This is a genomic window from Phenylobacterium montanum, from assembly GCF_018135625.1.
Lineage (GTDB): Bacteria > Pseudomonadota > Alphaproteobacteria > Caulobacterales > Caulobacteraceae > Poindextera > Poindextera montana.
On sequence record NZ_CP073078.1, the window covers coordinates 3,440,726 to 3,463,721 of the forward strand.

At 70.0% G+C, this 22,996-nt stretch carries 22 protein-coding genes and 2 tRNA genes; 11 read left to right on the forward strand and 13 right to left on the reverse strand.

Annotated features, from left to right (window positions below):
• Positions 1–20 precede the first annotated feature (20 nt).
• Both KCG34_RS15465 and KCG34_RS26065 read right to left on the reverse strand, forming a co-directional pair.
• Positions 21–800 carry a MipA/OmpV family protein gene (locus KCG34_RS15465; RefSeq protein WP_211936539.1) on the reverse strand — a complete coding sequence of 260 codons (780 nt, stop codon included), beginning with the start codon at positions 798–800 and terminating at the stop codon, positions 21–23.
• Positions 801–893: 93 nt separating this feature from the next.
• Positions 894–1,964, reverse strand: a complete 1,071-nt coding sequence (locus KCG34_RS26065) for an OmpA family protein (protein ID WP_211936540.1) — start codon at positions 1,962–1,964, stop codon at positions 894–896.
• A gap of 276 nt (positions 1,965–2,240) precedes the next feature.
• Here KCG34_RS26065 and KCG34_RS15475 point away from each other — a divergent pair, with 276 nt between their 5' ends.
• Positions 2,241–3,203, forward strand: a complete 963-nt coding sequence (locus KCG34_RS15475; RefSeq protein ID WP_249138040.1) for a bifunctional enoyl-CoA hydratase/phosphate acetyltransferase — start codon at positions 2,241–2,243, stop codon at positions 3,201–3,203.
• The gene (locus KCG34_RS15480; RefSeq protein WP_211936542.1) at positions 3,200–4,384 is read left to right on the forward strand and encodes an acetate/propionate family kinase; all 1,185 of its coding nucleotides are present in this window, start codon (positions 3,200–3,202) and stop codon (positions 4,382–4,384) included. Before KCG34_RS15475 ends, KCG34_RS15480 begins: the two co-directional genes overlap by 4 nt.
• Before the next feature lie 27 nt (positions 4,385–4,411).
• Here the strand turns inward: KCG34_RS15480 and KCG34_RS15485 are convergent.
• Positions 4,412–4,487: transfer RNA gene (locus KCG34_RS15485), tRNA-Thr, on the reverse strand.
• 64 nt (positions 4,488–4,551) lie between these two features.
• Here KCG34_RS15485 and crcB point away from each other — a divergent pair.
• Positions 4,552–4,959: a fluoride efflux transporter CrcB gene (gene crcB / locus KCG34_RS15490; RefSeq protein ID WP_211936543.1), complete on the forward strand. Its 408-nt coding sequence runs from the start codon at positions 4,552–4,554 to the stop codon at positions 4,957–4,959.
• A 3-nt stretch (positions 4,960–4,962) separates the two neighbouring features.
• Positions 4,963–5,304, forward strand: coding sequence for a putative PII-like signaling protein (locus KCG34_RS15495; RefSeq protein WP_211936544.1), 342 nt, complete (start codon positions 4,963–4,965; stop codon positions 5,302–5,304).
• Between the two features lie 71 nt (positions 5,305–5,375).
• On the opposite strand, the gene KCG34_RS15500 is transcribed toward KCG34_RS15495, so the two are convergent.
• A tRNA-Arg gene (locus KCG34_RS15500) sits at positions 5,376–5,452 on the reverse strand.
• A gap of 73 nt (positions 5,453–5,525) precedes the next feature.
• Positions 5,526–6,749 carry a hypothetical protein gene (locus tag KCG34_RS15505; RefSeq protein ID WP_211936545.1) on the reverse strand — a complete coding sequence of 408 codons (1,224 nt, stop codon included), beginning with the start codon at positions 6,747–6,749 and terminating at the stop codon, positions 5,526–5,528.
• Positions 6,750–6,897: 148 nt separating this feature from the next.
• On the opposite strand from KCG34_RS15505, the gene KCG34_RS15510 reads away from it, so the two are divergent.
• A complete protein-coding gene (locus tag KCG34_RS15510; protein WP_211936546.1) occupies positions 6,898–8,643 on the forward strand; it encodes a gamma-glutamyltransferase family protein in 1,746 nt (581 codons plus the stop codon).
• A 63-nt stretch (positions 8,644–8,706) separates the two neighbouring features.
• A complete protein-coding gene (locus KCG34_RS15515; RefSeq protein WP_211936547.1) occupies positions 8,707–9,354 on the forward strand; it encodes a glutathione S-transferase family protein in 648 nt (215 codons plus the stop codon).
• Between the two features lie 51 nt (positions 9,355–9,405).
• Here KCG34_RS15515 and KCG34_RS15520 read toward each other — a convergent pair whose 3' ends face one another.
• The 5 genes from KCG34_RS15520 to KCG34_RS15540 form a co-directional block, all read right to left on the reverse strand.
• Entirely contained in the window at positions 9,406–10,959 is a 1,554-nt protein-coding gene (locus KCG34_RS15520; RefSeq protein ID WP_211936548.1) for a sensor histidine kinase, read from the reverse strand.
• A 101-nt stretch (positions 10,960–11,060) separates the two neighbouring features.
• Entirely contained in the window at positions 11,061–11,786 is a 726-nt protein-coding gene (locus KCG34_RS15525) for a TVP38/TMEM64 family protein (protein ID WP_211936549.1), read from the reverse strand.
• Positions 11,783–12,835: a quinone-dependent dihydroorotate dehydrogenase gene (locus KCG34_RS15530; protein WP_211936550.1), complete on the reverse strand. Its 1,053-nt coding sequence runs from the start codon at positions 12,833–12,835 to the stop codon at positions 11,783–11,785. Before KCG34_RS15530 ends, KCG34_RS15525 begins: the two co-directional genes overlap by 4 nt.
• Positions 12,832–13,176, reverse strand: coding sequence for a DUF952 domain-containing protein (locus KCG34_RS15535; RefSeq protein WP_211936551.1), 345 nt, complete (start codon positions 13,174–13,176; stop codon positions 12,832–12,834). Before KCG34_RS15535 ends, KCG34_RS15530 begins: the two co-directional genes overlap by 4 nt.
• Positions 13,173–13,658, reverse strand: a complete 486-nt coding sequence (locus tag KCG34_RS15540) for a SixA phosphatase family protein (RefSeq protein WP_211936552.1) — start codon at positions 13,656–13,658, stop codon at positions 13,173–13,175. Before KCG34_RS15540 ends, KCG34_RS15535 begins: the two co-directional genes overlap by 4 nt.
• A 106-nt stretch (positions 13,659–13,764) precedes the next feature.
• On the opposite strand from KCG34_RS15540, the gene metX reads away from it, so the two are divergent.
• Together metX and metW are read left to right on the forward strand one after the other, a co-directional pair.
• Positions 13,765–14,925 carry a homoserine O-acetyltransferase MetX gene (metX, locus tag KCG34_RS15545; RefSeq protein ID WP_376788222.1) on the forward strand — a complete coding sequence of 387 codons (1,161 nt, stop codon included), beginning with the start codon at positions 13,765–13,767 and terminating at the stop codon, positions 14,923–14,925.
• Between the two features lie 5 nt (positions 14,926–14,930).
• A complete protein-coding gene (gene metW / locus KCG34_RS15550; RefSeq protein WP_211940840.1) occupies positions 14,931–15,590 on the forward strand; it encodes a methionine biosynthesis protein MetW in 660 nt (219 codons plus the stop codon).
• 3 nt (positions 15,591–15,593) lie between these two features.
• Here metW and KCG34_RS15555 read toward each other — a convergent pair whose 3' ends face one another.
• The 3 genes from KCG34_RS15555 to KCG34_RS15565 form a co-directional block, all read right to left on the reverse strand.
• Positions 15,594–19,121, reverse strand: coding sequence for a hypothetical protein (locus KCG34_RS15555; protein ID WP_211936553.1), 3,528 nt, complete (start codon positions 19,119–19,121; stop codon positions 15,594–15,596).
• Between the two features lie 122 nt (positions 19,122–19,243).
• Positions 19,244–19,588 carry a P-II family nitrogen regulator gene (locus KCG34_RS15560; protein ID WP_211936554.1) on the reverse strand — a complete coding sequence of 115 codons (345 nt, stop codon included), beginning with the start codon at positions 19,586–19,588 and terminating at the stop codon, positions 19,244–19,246.
• Positions 19,589–19,630: 42 nt separating this feature from the next.
• Positions 19,631–20,377 carry a class I SAM-dependent methyltransferase gene (locus KCG34_RS15565; RefSeq protein ID WP_211936555.1) on the reverse strand — a complete coding sequence of 249 codons (747 nt, stop codon included), beginning with the start codon at positions 20,375–20,377 and terminating at the stop codon, positions 19,631–19,633.
• A gap of 103 nt (positions 20,378–20,480) precedes the next feature.
• Here KCG34_RS15565 and gloB point away from each other — a divergent pair, with 103 nt between their 5' ends.
• The 3 genes from gloB (at position 20,481) to KCG34_RS15580 (ending at position 22,995) form a co-directional block, all read left to right on the forward strand.
• Complete coding sequence (gene gloB / locus KCG34_RS15570; protein ID WP_211936556.1) at positions 20,481–21,206, forward strand: hydroxyacylglutathione hydrolase; 726 nt, start codon at positions 20,481–20,483, stop codon at positions 21,204–21,206.
• A gap of 92 nt (positions 21,207–21,298) precedes the next feature.
• The gene (locus tag KCG34_RS15575; protein WP_211936557.1) at positions 21,299–21,646 is read left to right on the forward strand and encodes a DoxX family protein; all 348 of its coding nucleotides are present in this window, start codon (positions 21,299–21,301) and stop codon (positions 21,644–21,646) included.
• 92 nt (positions 21,647–21,738) lie between these two features.
• Positions 21,739–22,995: an O-antigen ligase family protein gene (locus tag KCG34_RS15580; protein WP_211936558.1), complete on the forward strand. Its 1,257-nt coding sequence runs from the start codon at positions 21,739–21,741 to the stop codon at positions 22,993–22,995.
• The last annotated feature ends 1 nt before the right edge of the window (position 22,996 follow it).

Below are 22,996 nucleotides of genomic sequence, written 5' to 3' on the forward strand. Positions count from 1 at the left end.
ACACTTTTCCTCAGCCCGCCCTATTTCCCGACGCTGAAGCTGTAGGTGAAGCCGAGGCTGGAGGAATACTGGTCCGGCGAGCCGGTGGCGCGCACCACCGGACTGCGGGCCACGTCGCCCGCCAGGCGCTGGTAGCCGAAGTCGGCGATCAGCCGCCAATTGCGGCTCAGGTGATAGCCGACCGCCGTCTCGACCCCGGTGTAGCGCTGGCCGCCGTCGGGGTCATAGACCGCGTGCAGCGGGCTGCGGGCGGCCTCGGCGGGGGTCACGCCGAAATAGGTCTGCATGTAGTGGTGGTCGCCCCAGCCGATGCGCGGGCCCACCGAGGCGTCCCAGCGCTTGCCGTTATAGACCAGGTCGAAGCCGGCATCCCCGACCCAGCCCACATGGCCCGTCACGCCCTTGCGGCCCTCGACCCGCAGCCTCAGCCAGTCGGTGGGCCAGATGTCTGTATAAAGGCCGGGCTCGGCGGCCCAGTCGACCTTGTCGAAGCCCTTGAGCTCGCCCGTAGGGTCCCGCTGATAGCGGAAGCGGACCACCGGCCCGACCTCGAAATACTTGTTCGAATAGAGGGCGATGGTGGTTCCGCCATCCGGCGGCGTGAACCGCTCCGGGCTGCCGCGCGGACGCAGGTCGAAGGTGGGCGCAGGCTCGAGGATGTCGCGGTTGGCCCCCTCGTAGGGCGGCCCGACCCCGACCTGGGCGCCGACGGTGAAGGTCCAGCCGCCCGCCCGCGCCCCGCCGGCGGCCAGGAGGCTCGCCGATCCGGCCAGGACCAGTATGCGGGTGGTGCGGCTCATCCACGCTCCTCGGACTTGGGCATATCCTAGCTTCGCCGGGAGCGGGACGGCAGCCCCGCTCCCGGTTGATGGTTACGCGAACTCTGATCCTGATCAGAAGTTGATCGAGATCGTCGAGCGGCGGTTCAGCGGCTCCTTGACGCCATCGGCGGTCTGGACGGCCAGGTCGGTCTTGCCCTTCCAGTCCACGGCCAGGGTTGCGGCCGGCACGTTCAACGCCACCAGGGCGTCAGCGACAGCCTTGGCGCGGCGTTCCGACAGACGCAGGTTGTATTTGGCGCTGCCAGAGGTGTCGGTGTGGCCGACCACCACGATGCGGGTCGCATGCCCGTCATTGGCGTACTGGGCCGCCTGCTGCACGACCGTCTGCGCTTCCGGGGTCAGGGCGTACTGATCGAAGGGGAAATAGACCACGAACTCCTTGGCCACGAACGCCGGCGGCGGGGGCGGAGGCGGCGGTGGGGGCGGCGGCGGAGGCGGAGGCGGGGGAGGCGGCGGCGGTGCGGGCGGGGGAGGCGGCGGCGGGGGCGGTGGAGGCGCGCTGAAGGCGTAGCGGGCGCCGATGGTCACCGAATTGTCGGTCACGTAGCCGAAGTGGATCGGGGTCGGCGGGCAGACGCCCTGGCAGACCACATCGCCGTTACCGCCATTGAAGTAGCGGTAGGTCAGGTCGATGTTCAGCTGATCGGTGGCGGCGTAGCTGACCCCGGCCAGGCCCTGCCAGGCGAAGGCGATGCGCTTGGAGCGCTCCAGCGTCTCCGGGGTGTATTCCTTGACGTGCCAGAAAGCCGCGCCGATGCCGCCGCCGATGAAGGGCTGGATCCTGGAATCCGGCATGAAGTCGTAGATCACGTTGGCCATCGCCGAGGCGGTGCGATAGTGGCCGGCGACGCCGTGATTGGTCGCGAAATCCGGGCGGTAGCCACCCTCGACCTCGACCCGCCAATTGGGGGTGAGGCGATAGCCCAGCCGGGCGAAGCCGACGATCCCGCCCTTCAGCTTGACGTCCGCGCCGGTGATCCCGTCGACCTTGATGTTGTCGCTCTTGTGGTAGCCGAGGTCGAGCGCGCCATACCAGCCATCCGGCTGATCGCTCTGGGCCATGGCCCCGCCGGCGCAGCAGAGGCCCGCGCAGACGGTTGCGAGAAGAAGCGCTTTTTTCATGATCCTACCCCTTTTCCCAGCGATCCGCCCCCCTGGTCACTGCACGCTGAGCGGGGCCTATTGACGGATCGGTCCTAAGTCGTCGCCCCTCTCAACGGCGAGTAGCGCTCGAGGTTGCATCCAGACGCCGCAAGTCTTTGCGGCCCAAGGGCGCTGTGGCTTGACGGACGCAGCCAGCCGAGGCTGGTTCACGCGATTGCGATGGGTCAAGGCCAGGGACCGGCGCGCAGGGTCAGGTGGCGGCGCAACCGGACAGCGAGACCCGCGGAGGCTGGAATGACGCACGAACAGGCCGACCCGGGCGGCGACCACGCCTGGTATCACGCGCTGCTCAAACGGGCGGCGGGGGCAGGGCCGGTGGTCACCGCCGTGGCTCATCCCTGCGACGCACACGCCCTGGGGGCGGCGGCAGAAGCGGCGGCGCGCGGCCTGATCCGGCCGATCCTGGTCGGCCCGGAAGCCAAGATTCGTCAGGCCGCCGCAGCGGGCGGCATCGACCTCGCAGGCTTCGACATCGAGCCGGCGCCGCACAGCCACGCGGCGGCGGCCCAGGCGGTGGCCCTGGTCCGCTGCGGCCGGGCCAGCCTGTTGATGAAGGGCTCTCTGCATACGGACGAACTGATGCACGAGGTGGTGGCGCACGACACCGGCCTGAGGACCGAGCGCCGCATCAGCCATGTCTACATCATGGCCCTGCCCGGCTGGCCGCGCCCGCTGCTGGTCACCGACGCGGCGATCAATGTGGCGCCGTCCCTGCTCGACAAGCGCGACATCGTCCAGAACGCCATCGACCTCGCTCAGGAGATGGGGATCGCGAACCCGCGGGTCGCCATCCTGTCGGCGGTGGAGACCGTCAATCCCGAACTGCAGTCCACCCTCGACGCCGCCGCCCTGTGCAAGATGGCCGACCGCGGACAGATCGTCGGCGGCGTACTGGACGGCCCGCTCGCCTTCGACAATGCGATCAGCGAGGAGGCGGCGCGCGACAAGGGCATCGTTTCGCCGGTGGCCGGACGGGCCGACATCCTGGTGGCCCCGGACCTCGTCTCGGGCAACATCCTGGCCAAGCAGCTGACCTTCATGGGCCACGCCGATGCGGCGGGGGTGGTGCTGGGCGCGCGGGTCCCGATCATCCTGACCAGCCGCGCCGACGCCGAGGTGACCCGCATCGCCTCCTGCGCCGTGGCGGTGCTGATGTCCGGACGGGCGATGCTCAAGGTCGGGCGGCCGCCAGCGTGAACGACGCCGTCCTGACCCTGAACGCCGGCTCCTCCAGCCTCAAGTTCAGCCTGTTCCGCAAAGACGGCGAGGATCTGATCCGCCTCGCCGACGGCCAGCTCGAAGGCCTGGGCGCCGCGCCCCACCTGGTCGCCCGGGACGGGGGCGAGGTCGTGCTCGAGCGGCGCTGGGACGCGACGACGAACCTGACCCACGAGGCGATGCTCAGTGAACTGATCGCCTGGGCCGACGGCCAGGCCGGCGGCGAGGGCGTGGCCGCGGTCGGGCACCGGATCGTGCATGGCGGCGCGGCCCACTGGCGCCCGGCCCTGATCGACGGCCCGCTGCTGGACGAGCTCGACGCCCTCTGTCCGCTCGCGCCCCTGCATCAGCCGCACAATCTGGCCGCCGTCCGGGCGGTGCTGGCGGCCCATCCCAGCTTGCCCCAGGTCGCCTGTTTCGACACCGCCTTCCACCATGGCCACGCCCCGGTCGTCGACCGCTTCGCCCTGCCGCGCGACCTGGAAGCCGAAGGCGTGCGGCGCTACGGCTTTCATGGCCTGTCCTACGAATACGTAGCCGGCCGCGTGCGCGAACTGGCGCCCGAACTCGCCGCCGGCCGCCTGATCATCGCCCACCTGGGCGCCGGCGCCAGCCTCTGCGCCGTGAAAGACGGACACAGCATCGACACCACCATGGGCTTCACGGCCCTGGACGGCCTGATGATGGGCACGCGCTGCGGGGCGCTGGACCCGGGGGTGATCCTTTATCTGCTACAGGCCAAGGGCATGTCGGCCGCGGCGATCGAGGACCTGCTCTACCGCCGCTCCGGCCTGCTTGGCGTCTCGGGCCTCAGCGGCGACATGCGCGCCCTTCTGGCCAGCGAGGCGCCAGCGGCGCGCGAGGCGGTCGAACTGTTCGTATTCCGCATCGCCCGCGAGATCGGCGCGCTCACCATGAGCCTCGGCGGCCTGGACGGGGTGGTCTTCACCGCCGGCATAGGCGAGCACGCGCCCGAGATCCGCCGGCGGGTCTGCGAGCGCCTGGCCTGGCTGGGCGCCCGCCTGGACCCCGCCGCCAACGCCTCCGGCCAGGGCCCGATACAGGCCAAGGATAGCCGCATCGCGCTCTGGGTGGTTCCCACCGACGAGGAAGCCATGATCGCGCGCCATACGGCCGATCTGGTCTTCAGGGCGGGATAGGCGGAGCGCCTGATGCGGTCGACCCTGTGGTGCCGGCTACAGGAATCGAACCCGTGACCTTCTGATTACAAATCAGCTGCTCTACCATCTGAGCTAAGCCGGCGTGGGGCGGGTTATGCCGCAAAGGGCGGGCGCGAGGCAATCGTACGTGCGAGCAGGTTGAGGGCATGGGCGCGGCAGTCACCTATCTGTGGATCGCGGTCGGCAGCGCGCTGGGCGGCATGGCGCGCTACGCCTGCTCCAGCCTGGTGGCCGGCTGGTTCGGCCAGGCCTTTCCCTGGGGCACGCTGATCATCAATGTCCTGGGCTCGTTCGTGATCGGCTTCTTCGCCACCCTGACCGGACCCGACGGCCGGGTGCTGGTGCCCGGCGACGTGCGCCAGTTCGTCATGGTCGGGCTCTGCGGCGGCTACACCACCTTTTCCTCGTTCAGCCTGCAGACCCTGACCCTGGCCCAGGACGGCGAGTTCGTGCGGGCCGGGTTCAACGTGGTCGCCTCGGTCGTGCTATGCCTTGTGTCCGTGTGGCTCGGCTACGTGGCCGGCGCCGCGCTCAACGTCCTCAAGGGGAGCTGACCCATGCAGGCCCCGCAACCCGCCGTCCTGCTCAGGATCTATACCGAGGAGGGCCGCCAGGGCGCTGGCCGGCCACTGTACGAAGAGATCGTGCTGAAGGCGCGCGAGCTGGGCCTGGCCGGCGCGACCGTGCTGCGCGGGCCGATGGGCTTCGGCAGGTCGGCCAGGCTGCACACCGCCAAGATCCTCGACCTGTCGGCCAACCTGCCGCTGGTGATCGAGATCGTCGATGCCGAGGACCGGATTCAGGCCCTGCTGGACGCCATGGACGGCATGAAGAACCTCGGCCTGGTGACCCTGGAAAAGGTCCAGGTGGTTCACTGGGGCGGCGTGGACGGCGGCTGACGCAAGGAGGAGGGCGCGACCGCGCGCATCGCCCCGCGTCATTGAATCATCTAAGCAATTTTACGGGAAAATGGCGCGCCCGGAACGATTCGAACGTCCGACCCTCAGATTCGTAGTCTGATGCTCTATCCAGCTGAGCTACGGGCGCGCACTGCCTTGCGGCGAGGGCGCGGAACCTACCCAGGAAGACGGTCGAGCGCAAGCGGCTGCGCCATAATTTCTCAGTGCGGCGGGAACAGCCCCCCAAGCCCCGGAAATCCTGGACGATTTCGCCTTTGCTCCTCGCCGCCGAAGCCGTTCGGCTGGCCCAGGAGCGCGCTGGCGGCCGAGCGATAGCGCACCTTGACCACCCAGACCGGCGGCTGAGGGCGGGCGGGGTAGCCGAAATTGGCCTCCTCGCCCCAGGCGGTCATGGAGAGCAGCCCATGCTGGGCGGCCTGGGCCACTTCGGCCGGGACCACGCAGCTGGTGGTCTGGGGGCTGAGCACGGCGCGCTCGCCCACCAGCCGCCGGGCTTCGCCGGGCGAGATGTAGTCGGGGGCGGCGAAGGCCGCCAGCTCGCGCTCGGCCGAGGTCCACATGACGACAGTCTCTCCACCGCCGCCGCCACCGCGCTGGGCGCCCATGACGGTGGCGAAATAGCCGGTGGCGGTGGGCAGGGCGTCCCAGGCCAGCTGCACCGCGCCGGAGCGCATGGGCGTGTTGCTGGTCAGCCGCAGGGGCGGCATGAAATCCTGGCCCGGCGAAAGGGTGAAGCGGATCTCGGGGCTGTAGTCGCCCTTGACCACATGTGGCCCGGCCAGGGAGCCGGCGGCGGGGACCGGGTCGCTGTTGCGCTCGTTGGGCCACTCGCCATAGCTGGGATAGCGGCCAGCGGACGGCCCATGCATGGGCGGCACGTTCAGCCCGCGCATCAGCGCAGCGAAGCGCTGCGGCGCGTCCGCGACATGGGCGAAGTCGATCACCAAGGGCTGGTTCGGCGGGGCGTGCTCGCCGCAGCCCCAATAGATCAGCATGCGGCCCTGGGGTTGGTGGTACTGGGCCGGCGGCCGGGGACCTTCCTCCTCCTGCGGCGCAGGCCCGGCCACGGGGCGCGGGGAGAGCAGCGGCAGCACCGGGCCGGCGCCCAGGCCGTCGGGCGCATCATGCTCGGCCGCTGGCGGCCCTGCGGGATGGCGCAGCGAGCCCAGTTGCAGGCGCAGGCTGTGCTGGGGCGCGTTGGGATCGGGCGGGCCGCCGTGGGCCATCATGGCCATCATCTGCTGTGGCGAAGGCCGCCCGCCGCCGGACCCCATCATCTGGGCCATCATGCCGGTGGTGGTGGAAGCGCTGACCCAGTAGACGGCCGTCGGCGGCGGCTCATTGGCCGGCGGGGCCGCATAGGCCAGGGCGCCGGCGCCCGAGGCGAGACCGGCGAACACGCACGCGGTACGAAGATGCTTCACGATCCGCCCTCCCAGCGTGAATTCGAACATCATCCCCGCCGAAAGCGTAGCATTGGCGCGCGGCCCCGGCGAGTCGAACAGACGGGGCTTTCCCGCCGCTCGCCGCGGACTATGGTGGGCTGCGACGGTTGGTGAACGGATTCAGGTTATGGCTTGCGTTGATCGGCGCCCGGTGGGGCGGTTGCTGGCGGTTTTTTTGGCCCTGGCCGCCCTGGCCGCACCCACGCCGCCTTGGGCGCAGGAGCCGCCGCCGGCCTCCGAGCCCTCGGTCAAGGCCGGCTTCGCCCGCCACGCCATGGTGGCGGCGGCCAATCCCCTGGCGGTGGCGGCCGGGGTCAAGGTGCTGAAGGCCGGCGGCTCGGCGATCGACGCGGCGGTGGCGGTGCAGGCGGTCTTGGGCCTGGTGGAGCCGCAGAGTTCGGGCGTCGGCGGCGGCTCCTATCTGGTCTACTACGACGCCAAGACGAAGAAGACGATCGCCTATGACGGGCGCGAGATCGCCCCGGCCGGGGCGGGGCCGGACCTGTTCCTGGGGGCTGACCGCAAGCCCCTGCCCTTTTTCACCGCCGTGCTGTCGGGCCGCTCGACCGGGGTGCCGGGCGCCATCGCCATGCTGTCCCTGGCGCAGAAGGAGCACGGGCGGCTGGCCTGGAAGGGCCTGTTCGCCGACGCGGAGCGCCTGGCCCGGGACGGCTTCGTGGTCAGCCCGCGGCTTTCGATGTTCATCCACAGCCGCATACCCCAGGCCAGTTCGCCGGATGCGATCGCCTATTTCAGCAAGCCCGACGGGACGCGGATGGCCGCCGGCGACGTGCTGAAGAACCCGGCCTATGCCGCGACGCTTGGCCGGATAGCCGCCGAGGGGCCGAGCGCGCTCCTTTCCGGCAAGATCGCCCAGGACATCGTCGATCGCACGCATCAGGGCGACTATCCCGGAACCCTGACCTTGGCTGACTTCAATGCCTATAGCCCGCACGAGGCGCCGGCCCTGTGCCGGCCCTACCGCGCCTATGAGGTCTGCACGCCGAACGACCCCTCGGGCGGGGCGGGGCTTTTGGAGGGTCTCGGCATACTGGCGCACACCGACATAGCCAGCCGCGGCCCCAAGGACCCGCAGGCCTGGTTCGAGTTCGCCCAGGCCAGCCGGCTGATGTACGCCGACCGCGACTATTTCATCGGCGACCCGGCCTTCGTCTCGGTGCCGACCCCCGGCCTGCTGGACCCCAAGTACGAAGCCTCGCGCGCCGCCTTGATCGGCGAGACCGCCGGCCCGACGCCCAGCCATGGCGAGCCGCACGGCGCCCTGGCCCGCGGCCCGGACGCCACGCCCGAGCCGGGTGGCACCTCGCACATGGTGATCGTCGACGCCGAGGGCGACGTGCTTTCCATGACCACCACGGTCGAGAGCATCTTCGGCTCGGGCCGGATGGTCGACGGCTTCTTCCTCAACAACCAGCTGACCGACTTTTCCTTCAATCCCAAGGCGCCGGACGGGACTGCGGCGGCCAATGCGCCGGGTCCGCACAAGCGGCCGCGCTCGTCCATGGCCCCGGTGATCGTGTTCGACCAAAAGGGGCAGTTCGTCGCCGCCCTGGGCTCCCCCGGCGGCCCGGCGATCCTGGCCTATAACCTGAAGGCCCTGGTCGGCTTCCTGGACTGGAAGCTGCCCATGCCGGAGGCCCTGGCCCTGCCCAACCTGATCGCCCATGGCGACAACTACATCGCCGAGGTCGACAAGTTCCCGGCCGGGGTGGTTCCGGCCCTGGCGGCGCGGGGCATGACGCTGAAGCACGGCTTCGGCGAGGACTCAGGCCTGCACGGGGTGGCCAGGCGGCCGAACGGGCTGGAAGGGGGCGCCGACCCGCGCCGGGAGGGCGTGGCCCAGGGATACTAGAGCTGGATGCGGAGATGAGAAGCCGGCGGTTTCTCTCGATCCCGCCCCATGGAGACACGCGCAATGATCACCGTTTTCGGCGAAGGCCGGGGCTTTCGGGTCGTCTGGCTGCTGGAGGAGATGGGGCTGCCCTACCGCCTGAGGGGCGTGGACCTCCTCGCCGGAGTCGAGAACGATCAGGAGTTCCTCGCGGTCAACCCCGCCGGGTTCATCCCTGCGATCCGCGATGGCGACGTTACGATGGTCGAGTCCATCGCGATCATGGAGTATCTAACGGCGCGCTATGGGCCCACGGCCTTGGCGCCCGGCGCGCAGGACGCGGCTTTCCCGGCCTACCAGCAGTTCCTGCACCTGGGTGAAGCCGGGCTTGCCGCCTCGATCTATTTCGTTTCCGGAGCCCGCCACATAGCGCCCGAAAGCGAGCGCGACAATTGGAGCGCGCGCCAGGCGATGGGGGTGTTCACGACCCGGCTATCGCTGGTGAGCCGGCGGCTGGAACAGGCGCCGTACCTGGCTGGGGACAGGTTCACCGCAGCCGACATTTCGGTGGGCTATGCGCTGGAGTTCGCACGCAAGAATGCGGGGGTGGCGCTCGGCGACACGGAGCAGGCCTATATGGCGCGGCTGCGCGAGCGCGGGGGCTATCAGCGGGCGCTGGAAGCCTGTCACGCTACACGGACCTGGTGGGGGAGTTCGGGGTCCGATCGATAGGCGGCGTTGCGGCGGAACCTGGAATTCAGATTTCCGAAGGTCGCCCCGAGTTCAGCGCGCCGGGCGCGGCGCGGGTGGCGGCGCGCCCGGCAGTTTCAGCTCGAACACCGATCCCTCCGGCCCGGTCCTGGCCAGGGTCAGGTCGCCGCCGTGGCCCTGGGCCAGCTCGCGCGAGATGGCGAGGCCGAGACCGGCGCCGCCGGGATTGGCGGAGGCGGCGAAGGGCTGGAACAGACGCGCCATCACCCGCTCGGGCACGCCCGGGCCGTCGTCGGCGATACGGATCAGGCTGACGCCGTTGGCCTGTTCCAGGCTGACGGCGATGGCGCCCGCGCCGACCCCACCCTCCTGCCCGGCTATGGCCTGGCGGCCGTTGCGCAGCAGATTGACCAGGATTCGGTGCAGCTGCTCGGGATCGGCGCTGACCCGGGCCTGGGGGGCGATCTTCAGGTCCAGCCGCACGCCCTCCGGCGTCAGGCCCGCGTCCTCGGCCGCAGCCTCCACCGCAGGCGCCAGCCACAGCGTGTCCAGGCTGGGCGCCGCCTCCTCGCTCTTGCCATAGGCCAGGACATTGGAGGCCAGGGTGACGGCGCGGTCCAAGGCTCGCTCCAGCCGCGGCATGGCCTGGGCCACCTTGGGGTCGCCCGACTGGGCCAGGCGTTCGGAGGCGATCTGGGCGCTGGTCAGCATGTTGCGCAGGTCGTGGTTGATCTTGGCCACGGCCTCGCCTAGCGCCGCCAGCCGCGCGCGTGAGTTCAAGGCCGCGCGCAGGTCGGCCTGCATGCGGTCCAGCTCGGCCTCGGCGCGGCCGATCTCGTCGCGGCGGCCGGAGGGGTTCAGGCCGGCGGCGAGGTCCTCGGGGTCGGCGCGGAACCGCTCCATCGACTTGGTGATGCGCTGCATGGGGCGGACGAGGAGCGCGTTCAGCGACAGATAGACCAGTCCCCCGGCCACAGCGCTGATGATGGCGGCCACGGCCAGGAGCCGCAGCAGATAGGCCTGCAGCTCATGCCGCAGCGGGCCGTCCGGGGCCACAATCTCGACGAAGTCGCCGGACCGGAAACGCGGCCGATCGACCACCCGCACCATGCGGTCGCCGCCCAGGAGGGTGCGGAACGGCGCCACCAGCGAGTCCAGCGACTCGCCGCGCCTCAGGTCCACCAGGTAGGGCGTGCGGTTCATCCGCGGGCCGGCCAGCATCAGGCGCCGCACCCCGTCGCTCTGCACCGCCACCGAGACCACCCCGGCGCCTTCCAGGAGCTGGTTTGAGAGTTTGTCGCTGACCACCTGGTTGGGGGCGGCGTCCACCGCCAGCGAGGCCAGCTCGGCGGCGCGGACCCGGTCCTCCAGCCAGCGCTCCTCGAACTGGGCCATGGAGGAGGGCAGGATCAAGAGGCCCGCCAGGGCCACGAACAGGATGGTCAGGATCAGCAGGCGCGAAGACAGGCCGCCCGGCCAGAACAGCCGGCGGGCGCGGCGCCGGAAGTCCTGGCCCGCGGTCTGGTCCGTCCGCCGCGCGGGCGCCGCCGCCTCCGGGGCGCCTTGCGGGGCGCCCGCCTCGGGGACGTTGGGCTCGATCGGCGCGGAGGCTGAAGCGTCCGCCATGTCGCAACCCGTTACTGCACCGGGCATGGGAGAGCAACGCAGCCGGGACGGCCGCGTCGCATTCCATCAGGGCAGTATAGCTGCGCCATCGTAAGGAAGCTCTACCGTCTCCGCCGCAATCGGCGCACGACGACCGGCGCCAGGGCCAAAAGGCCGAGCCCGACCAGCGGAACCACCACGGCGGGGTGCATGAGATCGTGAAGATGGGTGTGACCGCCGCGAGCGAAGACCGTGTTCAGGCTCGACCCGACCCCGGCATAGACGAACGAGACCGGCACGATGCCGACAAAGGTGGCGGCGACGAAGGTGGTGAGCGGAATGTCGACGAAGCCCAGGGCCAGGTTGGCCAGCCAGAAGGGCGCCACCGGGATCAGCCTCAGGGCCGCGACATAGGCGAAGGCGTCCTCCTCTATGCCGCGCTCGATCCGGTCCACCAGCGAGCCGGCGCGGCCCCGGAGGGCGTCGCCGATCGCCGTGCGGCAGACCAGGAAGATCACGGCAGAGCCGAGGGTGCAGCCGGTGGCCGCCGCCGCCCCGCCGACCCAGGGGCCGAACAGCAGGCCGCCGGTCAGGGTCATGATCAGGGCGGCCGGCAGGGACAGGGCCACCACCAGCACATAGACCCCCACATAGGCGCCGAGGCAGAGGACCGGGTGGGCGTGGACATAGGCCAGCAGCAGAAGGCGGTTCTGGTGCAGCGCGTGCAGCGACAAGCGCTGGGGCAGGCCCGAAGCGAAGGCCAGCACAAGGCCCAAGGCCACCACGGCCAGCGGCCCGAAGCGGCGCAGGAGGCCGAGGGGCGAACGGTCCGGGGCGAGCTGGCTCACCGCGCGCCCACGGCCTCGACCAGGCTGGAAAAGCCGTCGGCCTTCAGCCGCAGGGCCAGATCGCGGCGCACGCGCACCGCCAAGCCAGGGCCTTCGAAGACCATGGCGGAGTAGAACTGCACGGCGCTGGCCCCCGCGCGGATCTTGGCGTAGGCGTCCGCGCCGCTGGCGATCCCGCCGGCGCCGATCAGGGCGATGCGGCCGGCCGCGGCGGCATGGAAGCGGGCCAGGACCGCGGTCGAGAGCGCCATCAGCGGCGGGCCGGACAGGCCACCGGCCTCGCCCTTCAGGCTCGAGCGCAAGGTCTCGGGCCGCGACAGGGTGGTGTTGCCGGCGATGATCCCCTGCAGGCCGAAGGCGACCACGGTCTCGACGATCGCCTCGATTTCGGCGTCCTCCAGGTCGGGCGCCACTTTCAGGAAGATCGGGAAATCTGTGCCCGATCCCTTGAGCGCCGCGCGCACTTCGCCCAGGCGGCCCAGAAGCTCCTCCAGCGCCTGGCGGGTCTGCAGGGCGCGCAGGCCGGGGGTGTTGGGCGAGGAGATGTTGACAGTGAAATAGTCGGCCAGGCCCCAGAGCCGCTTCAGCCCCGTCACATAGTCGCCGATGCGGTCGGCGGCGTCCTTGTTGGCGCCGATATTGGCGCCCACCACGCCGCGCCGGGGCCGCCGGGCCAGGCGGCCGGCGAAGGCCTCCAGCCCCTCGTTGTTGAAACCCATGCGGTTGATCACCGCCCGGTCCTCGCTGAGCCGGAACAGGCGCGGGCGCGGATTGCCCGCCTGGGGCAGCGGCGTGACCGTGCCACATTCGACGAAGCCGAAGCCGGCGGCCAGCATGGCGTCCGGCACCTCGGCGTTCTTGTCGAAGCCGGCGGCGAGGCCGATAGCGTTGGGCAGCTTCAGGCCGCAGAGATCGACGGCCAGGTCGGGCGCCCCCTGCGACGCGCGTGGTCCGAGGCCCAGGGCCAGGAGGCGGATGGTCAGCCGGTGCGCATCCTCGGCGTCCAGCTGGCGCAGCGCCCCGGCCGCCAGGTCATGCAGGGCGCTCAAGGCCGCAGCGCTTCCAGCATCGGCGCGCCCTCGGCGTCCAGCTCCACCGTCAGGGTTTCCACCGCCAGGGCCGGATCCAGCGGGCCGTAGAGGTGGGGAAAGAGGTCGCCGCCGCGCGAAGGCTCCCAGCGCAGGGCCGCGCCCAGGGTCTCGGCCTCGAAACCGACCACCAGCAGGTCCTTCTGGCCGCGGAAATAGCGGCGTCCCGTCTCGGCGGCCTGGGCGGCGGTGGAGAAGTGGATGAAGCCGTCGGCGAGGTCGACCGCCGCGCCGTCGAAGCGGCCGGCCGCGACCGCCGCCTGCCAGGCCTCGCGGCTGATCAGCTTGTAGATGCGGGTCACAGGGAGCCCCCGCCGTGGTCGCGCGGGACCAGCATCCGCTGCAGCAGTGGGCGCTTGCCCGGCCGCATGTCGAACACGGCCGCGGCGGCTGTGGGGAAACTGTCCAGCCTGTCGGGCTCGGAACCCGCCAGCATCAGGGCCAGTTCGTGCAGGCCGGGGTTGTGGCCGACGATCATCAGGGCGCCGGAGTCCAGGCCGTCGCGGGCCGCCTCGGCCAGCTGCTCGCGGCTGGCGAGATAGAGGGCCCGGTCCTCCTCGACCCGAGCCGCCGGAAAGGCCGGCGCGACGCCTTCCCAGGTCTCCAGGGCCCGCCGGGCGGTCGACACCAGCACCAGGTCGGGCGCAAAGCCGGCCTGGGCCAGCACCCGCCCCATGATCGCCGCATCGCGGTGGCCACGCTCGGTCAGGCCGCGATCGAAGTCGCGCCCGGTGCTCGAGACGGACTCGGCCTTGGCGTGCCGCAGCAGAATCAATTGGGGCATGGGCTCTCCTGCGCGAGGCGCGCCTCGCCCCCTTCCTTAGCCCAAAGCCGCGGCTGCGTGGAAGGCGCCGGTTGACAGCGCGGCCATGGAACGCTCCAAGGCGGCGATGAACCAGCTTGCGGGTGTCGTGCAGATGGTCGGGACGGACGGCGGGCTGATGCGTTTCGGGCCTGACCGCCCGCTGCGCCTGGATTCCGGCGCCAGCCTTTCCAACCTGGAGATCGCCTACCGCACCTATGGCGAGCTGAACGCCGACCGTTCGAACGCGGTCCTGATCTGTCACGCCCTGACCCTGGACCAGCATGTCGCCTCGACCCACCCGATCACCGGCAAGCCGGGCTGGTGGCCGCATGTGGTGGGGCCGGGCAAGCCGATCGACCCCGAGCGGCACTTCATCATCAGCTCGAACGTGGTCGGGGGCTGCATGGGCACGACCGGGCCCTCCTCGACCGATCCCCTGACCGGCAAGCCCTACGGCCTGGCCTTCCCGGTGATCACCATCGCCGACATGGTGCGCGCCCAGGCGATGCTGGTGGAGGCGCTGGGGGTGGAGACCCTGTTCGCCGTGGTCGGCGGCTCCATGGGCGGCATGCAGGTGCTGCAATGGGCTGCGGACTATCCCGAGCGGCTGTTCTCGGCGGTCTGCATCGCCTCGGCCGCCCGGCATTCGGCGCAGAACATCGCCTTCCACGAGGTGGGTCGCCAGGCGATCATGGCCGATCCCGACTGGCGCGGCGGGGACTATGCGCACCAGGGCGTGCGGCCGGAAAAGGGCCTGGCCGTCTCGCGCATGGCCGCGCATATCACCTACCTGTCCGAGGCCGCCCTGCAGCGCAAGTTCGGCCGCGAGTTGCAACGCGACGGCCTCTCCTGGGGCTTCGACGCCGACTTCCAGGTCGAGAGCTACCTGCGCCACCAGGGGGCGACCTTCGTCGACCGGTTCGACGCCAACAGCTATCTCTACATCACCCGGGCCATGGACTATTTCGACCTGGCCGCGGCGCACGGCGGCTCCCTGGCCAAGGCCTTCGCCCGCGCCAGCCAGGTGAGGTTCTGCATCCTGTCCTTCACCTCGGACTGGCTATACCCGACCACCGAGAGCCGGGCGGTGGTCAAGGCGCTGAACGCCGCCACGGCCCGGGCCAGCTTCGTCGAGATCGAGAGCGACAAGGGCCACGACGCCTTCCTCCTGGACGAGCCGGTGATGGTGCGCGCGATCGGCGGCTTCCTCGACGCCGCCGGCCAGGCGCGGGGGCTGGCCGCGTGAACAGCCTGAAGCCCGCCGAGGCGCGCGAGGACTTTCGCGAGATCCTGAGGCTGGTGCGTCCCGGCGCGCGGGTGCTGGACATCGGCTGCGGCGAAGGCGCCCTGCTGGAGCTTCTGACCCGCGAGAAGGGCGTGGATGGTCGGGGGCTGGAGATCAGCCCCCTCGGCGTCTCGGCCTGCCTGGCGCGGGGCTTGGCGGTCGTGCAGGGCGACGCCGACCGCGACCTGGCCGATTTCCCCAGCCGCGCCTTCGACTACGCTATCCTGTCCCAGACCCTGCAGGCGGTGATGGAGCCCAGGCAGGTGCTGAGCGAGCTTTTGCGCATCGCCGACCGGGCGATCGTGTCCCTGCCCAATTTCGGCTATTGGAAGGTGCGGCTGGCGCTGCTGGCCACCGGGCGCATGCCGATGACCGGCTCGCTGCCCGAGCCGTGGTATTCGACGCCGAATATCCACCTGTGCACCCTGCGCGACTTCACCGACCTGGTGGCCGAGCTCGGCCTGCGCATCGAGGCCTCGGCGGCGCTTTCCGACGGCCACCCCGCCCGCGCCATCGACCCGACGGGCCCGCTGGAGAACTGGCGCTCGGAACAGGTGATCTTCATGCTGAGCCGCCCCGGCGCCGCCGCCAGCCCGCCGCCGCGGGACGGCGAGCTGTTCGGGTGAGCCTCAGAACAGGAACCGCGCCGTCGCCCTTGCGTCGTAGGTGCTGTAGCCGGTGCGGAAGACGCCGCCGGCGCTGGCGTTGAAGTCGGCGTAGTTGCCGCTGGCGCGCAGGCCGACCCGGGCGATGAAGCCGCCCCTGTCGTTGTAGTCCGGCGACAGGGTGAACGGAGCGCCGCCGGCGAAGTGCGCCGTCGTAAACGCGGGGCCGCCATAGACGACGTCGCGATAGCCCACGGTCAGCTCGGGGCTCCAGCGGGTGGTGGCGCCGTAGCTGGCGCCGAACACCATGTCGGCCTGAACGATGGCTTCCTTGTTCAGCTTGGAATTGATTGTCAGGTCATAGGAATCGCCGGCGCCGTGTTCGGTGTGGCCTTCCTCGTACATCAGGACGAAGTCGGCCAGGGCTTCCGGCTTGACGTAGTAGCGGCCGAAAGACTCCTTGTACGAGGCGCTGATCGAGGCCGTGCCGATGCCGCCCATCCAGTTGGCCTTGGCCAGGCGATAGAGGGTGGCGTCGGCGGTGCCCGACTGCTGCATCAGAACGCGCCGGCTTTCGAGGAACGACCAGCCGCCGTTGACGCTGGCGCCCAGGTTGAAGCCGCCGCCGCCAGTGCGCCAATAGGCGCCCGCCTCGACTGCGGCTGCGCCCTGCGAGGAGCCGTCGGACCGGGCCAGGTCATGCACGCTGGAGGAGACGAAGGCTGCCGCCAGGCCCACTGCGGAGCGGCCAGTAGCCTTCTCCACCCCGCCGGCGAAGCCGAAGCCCTTGCTGGTGTAGCCGTTGACCTGATCCGAGTCGCTGCGGCTGTTGTAGTAGGTGATCTCCTGCACCCAGCCGCGCGATCCGCCGTCTTCCATCTTCTCGGGCGAATCGGCCTCGGCGCGGGCGATGGCCTGCTGGCCCAGCACCATGTCCTCGAACGGCCCGCCGGAATAGTCGGGCAGGAACTGGTCGTAGACCTTCAGGAAGCTGGAGCGGTCCGTAGCGCTGAGCAGGGCCGAGCCCGTGGAGCCCACGGCGCTGGCGTTAGTTCCCGTGGTCGCGTCGAAGGCGGTGTAGACGGCGTTGTAGGCTGCGGACTCTGCCGGGTTGAGCTTGAGGTCCTGGGCTGTCTTGCGGCTGACGGTGACCGTCAGATCCTCGTTCGAGCCCTGCTGGGTCACGCTGACCGATCCGTTGTAGAGGTACGGTATCGCCCCGAGCACGGTCGAGGTGTTCGCCACCGTGATGCCGTTCGTCCCGGCTTCGATCAGATTGTAGGTGGTCTGCTGGGCGGTCAGCTTGGTCAGGAAGTTCAGGCCGAGCCTAGCGCCGCTGTCGAAGGTGACCGACCCGTTGGCGATCAATTGGGTCGCCGTATTGGCCGGATCGACCGTCAGGAACAGCTGACCCACCGCGCCAATGTGAATCGAGCCGACATTGATCGCCGCCTGCGCGCCGCCCAAGGTGTTGGCGGTCGGCTTGGTGATGTCCAGCAGCGAAGTGGTCGCGCCGGCGTCCGTGCCGACGTTGATCGATAGCCTGCCGCCCGAGGATTCGGCCAGGGCGCCGACCACGCCGCTGCTGTTGACGTCGATCTGGTCGTTCTGACCGCCGAACTGGAGGCCGCCGATCACCGTACCGGCTTGGATGTCGAGCTTCGCGTTGCCGGAACCGAACAGGATATCGCCGGTGATGGAGGGGGCCAGCGTCGTCGTCACGCCCGCCGAGGTTGTTCCGGTCAGCGCCGGGTCGGTCACCTGGGTGACCGTAACGCCCGTCGTGTTGGCGCTGAGGTCGATGGCGGTCGTCTTGCTGCCCGCGGCCACCGGCTGTGTCACGTCGATCGGGGTGATGCTGGCGAGGATCACGCCGCTGTTGGTGATCGAGGCGAGGCTGCCCGAACCATCCTTGATGGCCACCGCGTCGCCAGACGTGCCGCCGCCGGCCGGGGATTTGAGCACGCCGGCTATGCCGCCGATGCCGGCCAGGATGTTGCCGCGGTTGTAGAGGCTGGGCACCGACGAGCCGGCGTCGATCTGGATGGCGGTCACGCTGCCGGGGATCGAGGCTGCGGTGGTCTCGCTGGCCGTGACCGAGCCGACGATGTTCAGGGCCGCGCCATAGGTGTGGCCGTTGGTCGTGACCGTGGCCGGGCTGGTGATCGCCACGTCGCCGAGATGCAGGGCGGTGACCTGGCCGATGGAGCCGTTCTTGTCCCGAGCGCGCGCAATGCCGGTGGCCTGAACGGTGCCGGTCAGGTTCACGCCGCCAAAGATGCTGACCTGGTTCGACCCTGTGGAATGGTAGAGGCCGGCGTTGTCGACATAGCCCGCGCCGATCTGGACGCTGTTGGCGCCGACCGCGACGCCATTGTTGTCCGTGGTGTAGACGCCCGACCCGGTGACCGTGCCGCCGAGAACGAGGCCGAAGCCGCTGTTCCCGAACTGGCCGACCTGGGTGGCCGCGGTTCCGCTGCCGATCAGGAGCGCCGGCGCGCGGCCATAGGAGGCGACCGCCGCGCCGACGACCGCCGCGGTGGTGCTGCTGCCGCTGCCGCTGGCCGCGACCGCAGCGTCCAGGCTGACGCCGCCGGCCACATTGCCGCCGATGGCCACGGCCGGGCCGCCCTGGAGCAGCTCCGAGCTGGCCTGGTTGGCCACCAGGGCGAGGATCGAGGGAATGGTCGGCGCCGTGGTCGAACGATAGCCGGTGGCGGTGATGGTGGCGTTGATCTCGACTGCGCCAGCGGTGTGGGTGGTCGTGGTTCCGCTGCTGGTGGTGGTGGTCGTGTCGAAGCCGGTGACGGGTCCCGCGAGATTGACGCCGATCGCGTTCTGGCCGAGCGCGCTGATCGTGCCGCTGAGATTTACGCTGCCGACCGCGCCCTGGGCGTTGATGCCGTAGCTGACGTCGCTGGTTCCGGAATTGCCGCCCGTGACCGAAATGGAGCCGAGGTTGCTCAGATTGCCGCTGATGCCGTTGGCGCCGATGAAGACGCCGGCCGAGTTCTCGCCGATGACCGAAATCGTGCCCGCCGTGCCGATCCCGCCCTGGTACGTCTGGCCGGTGGTCTGGATGCCGTAGCGGTTCTTCCCGGTGGCGAACTGGCCAGCCACGCTGCCGTTGCTGTCGACGATGCCGTCGTTGTTGGTGTCTTTGTAGCTGGTGGTCTCGGTCAGGCTGATCGTGCCGGCGTTGCCGACCGCGCCGGTCTTGGTCGCGGGCACGCCGGCGCCGCCGTTGATCAGGATGCCGGTGACGTAGTCCTTGCCGGTGAAGCTGATCGATCCGGAATTGGTGACGCTGTTGACCGAGGTCTCCCCGGTCTGGGCCGTCGCCGTGGCGCTGGTGTTCTGGGTGACGGCGGCCGCCTGGGCCGACGAGGTTCCGCCGGACGAGGGGGTGATCGCGACGCCCGAGTCGATCTTGATCGTCTCGCCGTTGGACACCACCGGCGTGCTGGTCGAGGTCTTGATCTCCTGCGCGCTGGCCTGGGCCGCGGCGAAGGTCAGCGGCGCCAGAGCGGCGGCGACCCAAAGACGTTTCATGCGGACCAAATCCCCTCGCACCATACGCACTCGCAGCGGTTCTCGACGTCGATCATGGCGACTTCATGTCGCCGATCCCATCCCCTCGCCAAAGCTGGCGGTCCCGTCAATAGCCCAGGTGACTAGCCCGCGATAGCCTGCGCGTCGCGCTCGCCGGTGCGGATGCGCACCGCCGTCTCCAGGTCGACGACGAAAACCTTGCCGTCGCCGATCTTGCCGGTGTTGGCCGACCGGACGATGGCCTCGATCACCGCTTCCGCCAGGTCGCTGGAGACCGCGATCTCGAGCTTGACCTTGGGCAGCAGCTTCACCTCGTACTCGGCCCCGCGATAGACCTCGGTCTTGCCCTTCTGGCGCCCATAGCCGCGCACCTCGGTCACGGTCAGGCCGGAGGCGCCGGCCTCGGTCACGGCTTCCAGCACCGCATCCAGCCGGCTCGGTTTGACGACCGCGGTGATCAGTTTCATGGGGAGGCTCCGCACGGAATCGTAGGGCCCAAGGCTAAAGGTTCAGCGGCGTTCGTCAAAGGGGCCGCGGCGCAGGGGCGATGGCGTCAGGGCGCCGGGGGCGAACACCCGGGCGCGGGCCCGGCGGCCCTTGGGCTTGACGGCGAAGGTCTGCTTGACCGCTTCCAAGAGGATGACGCCCGACAGGGCCGGCCACAGCATGCCGCCGACGCTGTCGATCCCCTCGGCCCAGCGCGCCGACCATTGCAGCGGCGGGGCGAACAGGGCCCGGGACCAGGCCACCGGCTCCAGCTCGGCCTCGCGGACCAGGTTCTCCAGCTGCAGACGGGTGAAGGGGCGGCCGTGGCCGAACGGGGTGGATTCCGCCCCCGCCCACAGGCTGCGCCGGTTGGCCGCGACCAGGATCACCCGGCCGGAGGGCGCCAAGACCCGCCAGACCTCGCGCATCAGCCCCAGCGGGTTGTCGGCCTCCTCCAGCGCATGGACCATCAGGATGCGGTCGAACAGGGCGTTGACGAAGGGCAGGGCGGCCTCGTCGGCGAGGCAGGACAGCACCCTTTCACCCGCCGGCCAGACCTCGACCCCCTGGGCTGCCGGCATGGTCGCCACCACCCGCCGCGCGTGGGGCCGGAACGGGTCCAGGTAGGGGGTGGCGTAGCCCAGGCCCATCACGTCGAGCCGGGCCGCGTCGCCCCAGGCCTCGACCAGCTTGCGCGACAGGGCCGCCCGCGCCGCACGGCCCAGCGGGGTCGAATAGAATCGCCTGAGCTCGAGGACGTCGCGGCGCATGGGTCTCGGTGATCCGGGGCTCGATTGATCCGGTCTCGCGCCCTATTCTTATAGCGGCGTTCGGTGATTGTTGAGCCGGGCCGACCTTTAAATTGGAGCCGTCATGCCGCTGACCGTTCGCCAGTTTCCCTGCCTGTCCGACAATTACGGCCTCTTGGCCCGCGACGAGGCCACCGGCAAGGTCGCCTGCATCGACACGCCGGACGCAGAGGCGATCCTGGCCGAGCTGCGCACGCTGGGCTGGGGCCTGGACCTGATCCTCAACACCCACTGGCATCCCGACCACGCCGGCGGCAACGCCCGGCTGAAGGCCGAGACCGGCTGCATGGTGGTCGGCCCGCCCGAGGTGGAGAAGATTTCGCCGGTGGACCGCAAGGTCGGCCACGGCGACGTGGTCGAGCTGGGCCAGACCCGGCTTTCGGTGATCGACACCGGCGGCCATACCCTCGGCCACATCACCTACTACGACGCCGCCGACCGGATCGCCTTCGTCGGCGACACCCTGTTCGCGCTGGGCTGCGGCCGCCTGTTCGAGGGCACGGCCGAGCAGATGTGGGCCAGCCTCTCGCGCCTGGCCGAGCTGCCGGACGACACCGCGGTCTATTGCGCCCACGAATACACCGCCTCCAACGCCCGCTTCGCCCTCAGCGTCGACGACGGCGCCGCCCTGAAGGCGCGGGCCGACGCGGTGTTCGCCGCCCGCGAGCGGGGCGAGCCGACCGTGCCCACCAGCATCGCCCTTGAAAAGGCCACCAACCCCTTCCTCAGGGCCGGCGACGCGCGCCGGTTCGGCGAGCTGCGCGCGGCCAAGGACAGCTTCCGAGGCTGATTTTCCAAGACAACGGCTGGGCCGCCGGTTCGGCTTGACAGGAAGTGATATCTATATCACATGACATGTCATCGAATTTCATGGAGCGGCCTATGTCCCTGCTGACGATCCTCGGCCTCGCAGGCCGCAGCCTGATCGCCCTGCTGTTCATCCTGGCGGGCGCCGCCAAGCTGTTCGGCCCGAAGCCCTTTCTGGAGCACATGCGCCAGTTTCGCGTCCCGGCGCCGCTGCTGGTCGGGGTCATTCTGCTGGAAATCGGGGCCGGCGGGGCGGTGCTGGCCGGCTGGAACCTGCGCTGGAGCGCCGGCGCGCTTTCGGCCTTCTGCCTGGTGACCGCCGTGGTGTTCCACGCCGACCTGCGGAACAAGGTCGAGCGCACAGCTTTCTTCAAGGACCTGGCGCTGTGTGGCGGCCTTTTGAGCATGGCCGTCGCCGGCTAGCTCCGGGGCGATCGGCCCCAAGCCACCGCCTAGGCACGGCGCCCGCGCCCCTTTAGGATGGGCGCACGAGAAAGCCCGCGGCGGAGGTGGGATTGGTTGCGATCGCGGTCTTGATGATGTCGCTGGTGGCCGGCTTCTTCTGGCCGGGCGCCCTGTGGGCGGGCTGCTTCTTCACCTACCAGGTGGCCTCGATCACCGAGATCGACAGCATCTCGATGGTCTATGTGGTGCTGGCCGGCGGCGTGGCCGTCTTCCACGCCCTGCGCCGCCCCCCGCCGTTCGCCTTCGGGTGGCTGGACGCGGTGTTCCTGGGCTTCATCGGCGCCTATTCGCTGAGCGCCACCTACATGCCGGACGCCGGAGCCGGCGCGGCCGCCGCAGGCCAGCTGTGGCTGTCGGCCGGCACCATGTACGTGATCGGCCGCCTGACCTGCTGGCCCGAGCGCCTGACCCAGACCACCCGGGAGATGCTGGTCACCACCCTGATCATGGGCTCGGTCCTGGCCCTGATCATCTTCCACTCGCGGACCGTAACCACCGTGAGGGTGGCGCGCCTGGCCGTCGGCACCGGCAGCGACGTCGGCATTTCCGGCCCGTTCCCGTTCATTCTGGCCGGGGCGGTCGCCAGCCTGCTCTACTATTTCAACACCCGGCAGATCGTGCGGGTCGCCATAGCCGGCCTGGCCCTGGTCATCGTCGGCTATGTCTCGGTCTACAGCGCCACGCGAGGGGTCTATGTCTCGATGGTCGGCGGCCTGGGGGTGATCTGGCTGCTGGGCCGCGGCCGCATGCGCTTCAAGGGCGTGATGGTCGCCGGGGTGCTGGGCCTGTGCGGCCTGATCGCCGTGATCCCGTTCATGCCCCATACGGTCGAGCTGCAGAACGCGGTCATGCGCCTGGTCGGGAACTTCCACGGCGGCGGCGTGGCGCTCGACCCCTCGCTGATCGGGCGGATGAACAACTATCGCCTGGCCACCACGCTGTTCCTGCAGCACCCCTATTTCGGCCTCGGCATCGGCGGCTTCAACTATTCGACCGGCATCATCTACGTGCACAACATCTTCCTGGAGATGGCCTGCGAGTTCGGCCTGGTCGGCCTGGTGCTGGAACTGACCTATCTGGCCATCCTGTTCCGCTCGGGCTTCCAACTTTCCAGGACCTATCCCGAGGCGGCGTCCCTGCTGCTGGGTTTCATCGCGGTGCACCTGACCCACATGCTGGTCAGCGACACCCTCGCGCACGCCAAGATCCTGTTCATGTTCACCGCGGTGATCGCCGGCGCCCTGGCCAGCCTGCAGCAGCGCAAGCCGGCGCCGGCCCCCGTGGCGGTCGAGGCCGCGCCGGCCTGAG

Excerpts from the sequence above, each read along its gene's own strand:
- KCG34_RS15465 (WP_211936539.1), bottom strand. The coding sequence starts at position 800 with ATGAGCCGCACCACCCGCATACTGGTCCTGGCCGGATCGGCGAGCCTC.
- KCG34_RS26065 (WP_211936540.1), bottom strand. The coding sequence starts at position 1,964 with ATGAAAAAAGCGCTTCTTCTCGCAACCGTCTGCGCGGGCCTCTGCTGC.
- KCG34_RS15475 (WP_249138040.1), top strand. The coding sequence starts at position 2,241 with ATGACGCACGAACAGGCCGACCCGGGCGGCGACCACGCCTGGTATCAC.
- crcB (WP_211936543.1), top strand. The coding sequence starts at position 4,552 with ATGGGCGCGGCAGTCACCTATCTGTGGATCGCGGTCGGCAGCGCGCTG.
- KCG34_RS15495 (WP_211936544.1), top strand. The coding sequence starts at position 4,963 with ATGCAGGCCCCGCAACCCGCCGTCCTGCTCAGGATCTATACCGAGGAG.
- KCG34_RS15510 (WP_211936546.1), top strand. The coding sequence starts at position 6,898 with ATGGCTTGCGTTGATCGGCGCCCGGTGGGGCGGTTGCTGGCGGTTTTT.
- KCG34_RS15515 (WP_211936547.1), top strand. The coding sequence starts at position 8,707 with ATGATCACCGTTTTCGGCGAAGGCCGGGGCTTTCGGGTCGTCTGGCTG.
- KCG34_RS15520 (WP_211936548.1), bottom strand. The coding sequence starts at position 10,959 with ATGGCGGACGCTTCAGCCTCCGCGCCGATCGAGCCCAACGTCCCCGAG.
- KCG34_RS15540 (WP_211936552.1), bottom strand. The coding sequence starts at position 13,658 with ATGCCCCAATTGATTCTGCTGCGGCACGCCAAGGCCGAGTCCGTCTCG.
- metX (WP_376788222.1), top strand. The coding sequence starts at position 13,765 with ATGAACCAGCTTGCGGGTGTCGTGCAGATGGTCGGGACGGACGGCGGG.
- KCG34_RS15555 (WP_211936553.1), bottom strand. The coding sequence starts at position 19,121 with ATGAAACGTCTTTGGGTCGCCGCCGCTCTGGCGCCGCTGACCTTCGCC.
- KCG34_RS15560 (WP_211936554.1), bottom strand. The coding sequence starts at position 19,588 with ATGAAACTGATCACCGCGGTCGTCAAACCGAGCCGGCTGGATGCGGTG.
- KCG34_RS15565 (WP_211936555.1), bottom strand. The coding sequence starts at position 20,377 with ATGCGCCGCGACGTCCTCGAGCTCAGGCGATTCTATTCGACCCCGCTG.
- gloB (WP_211936556.1), top strand. The coding sequence starts at position 20,481 with ATGCCGCTGACCGTTCGCCAGTTTCCCTGCCTGTCCGACAATTACGGC.
- KCG34_RS15575 (WP_211936557.1), top strand. The coding sequence starts at position 21,299 with ATGTCCCTGCTGACGATCCTCGGCCTCGCAGGCCGCAGCCTGATCGCC.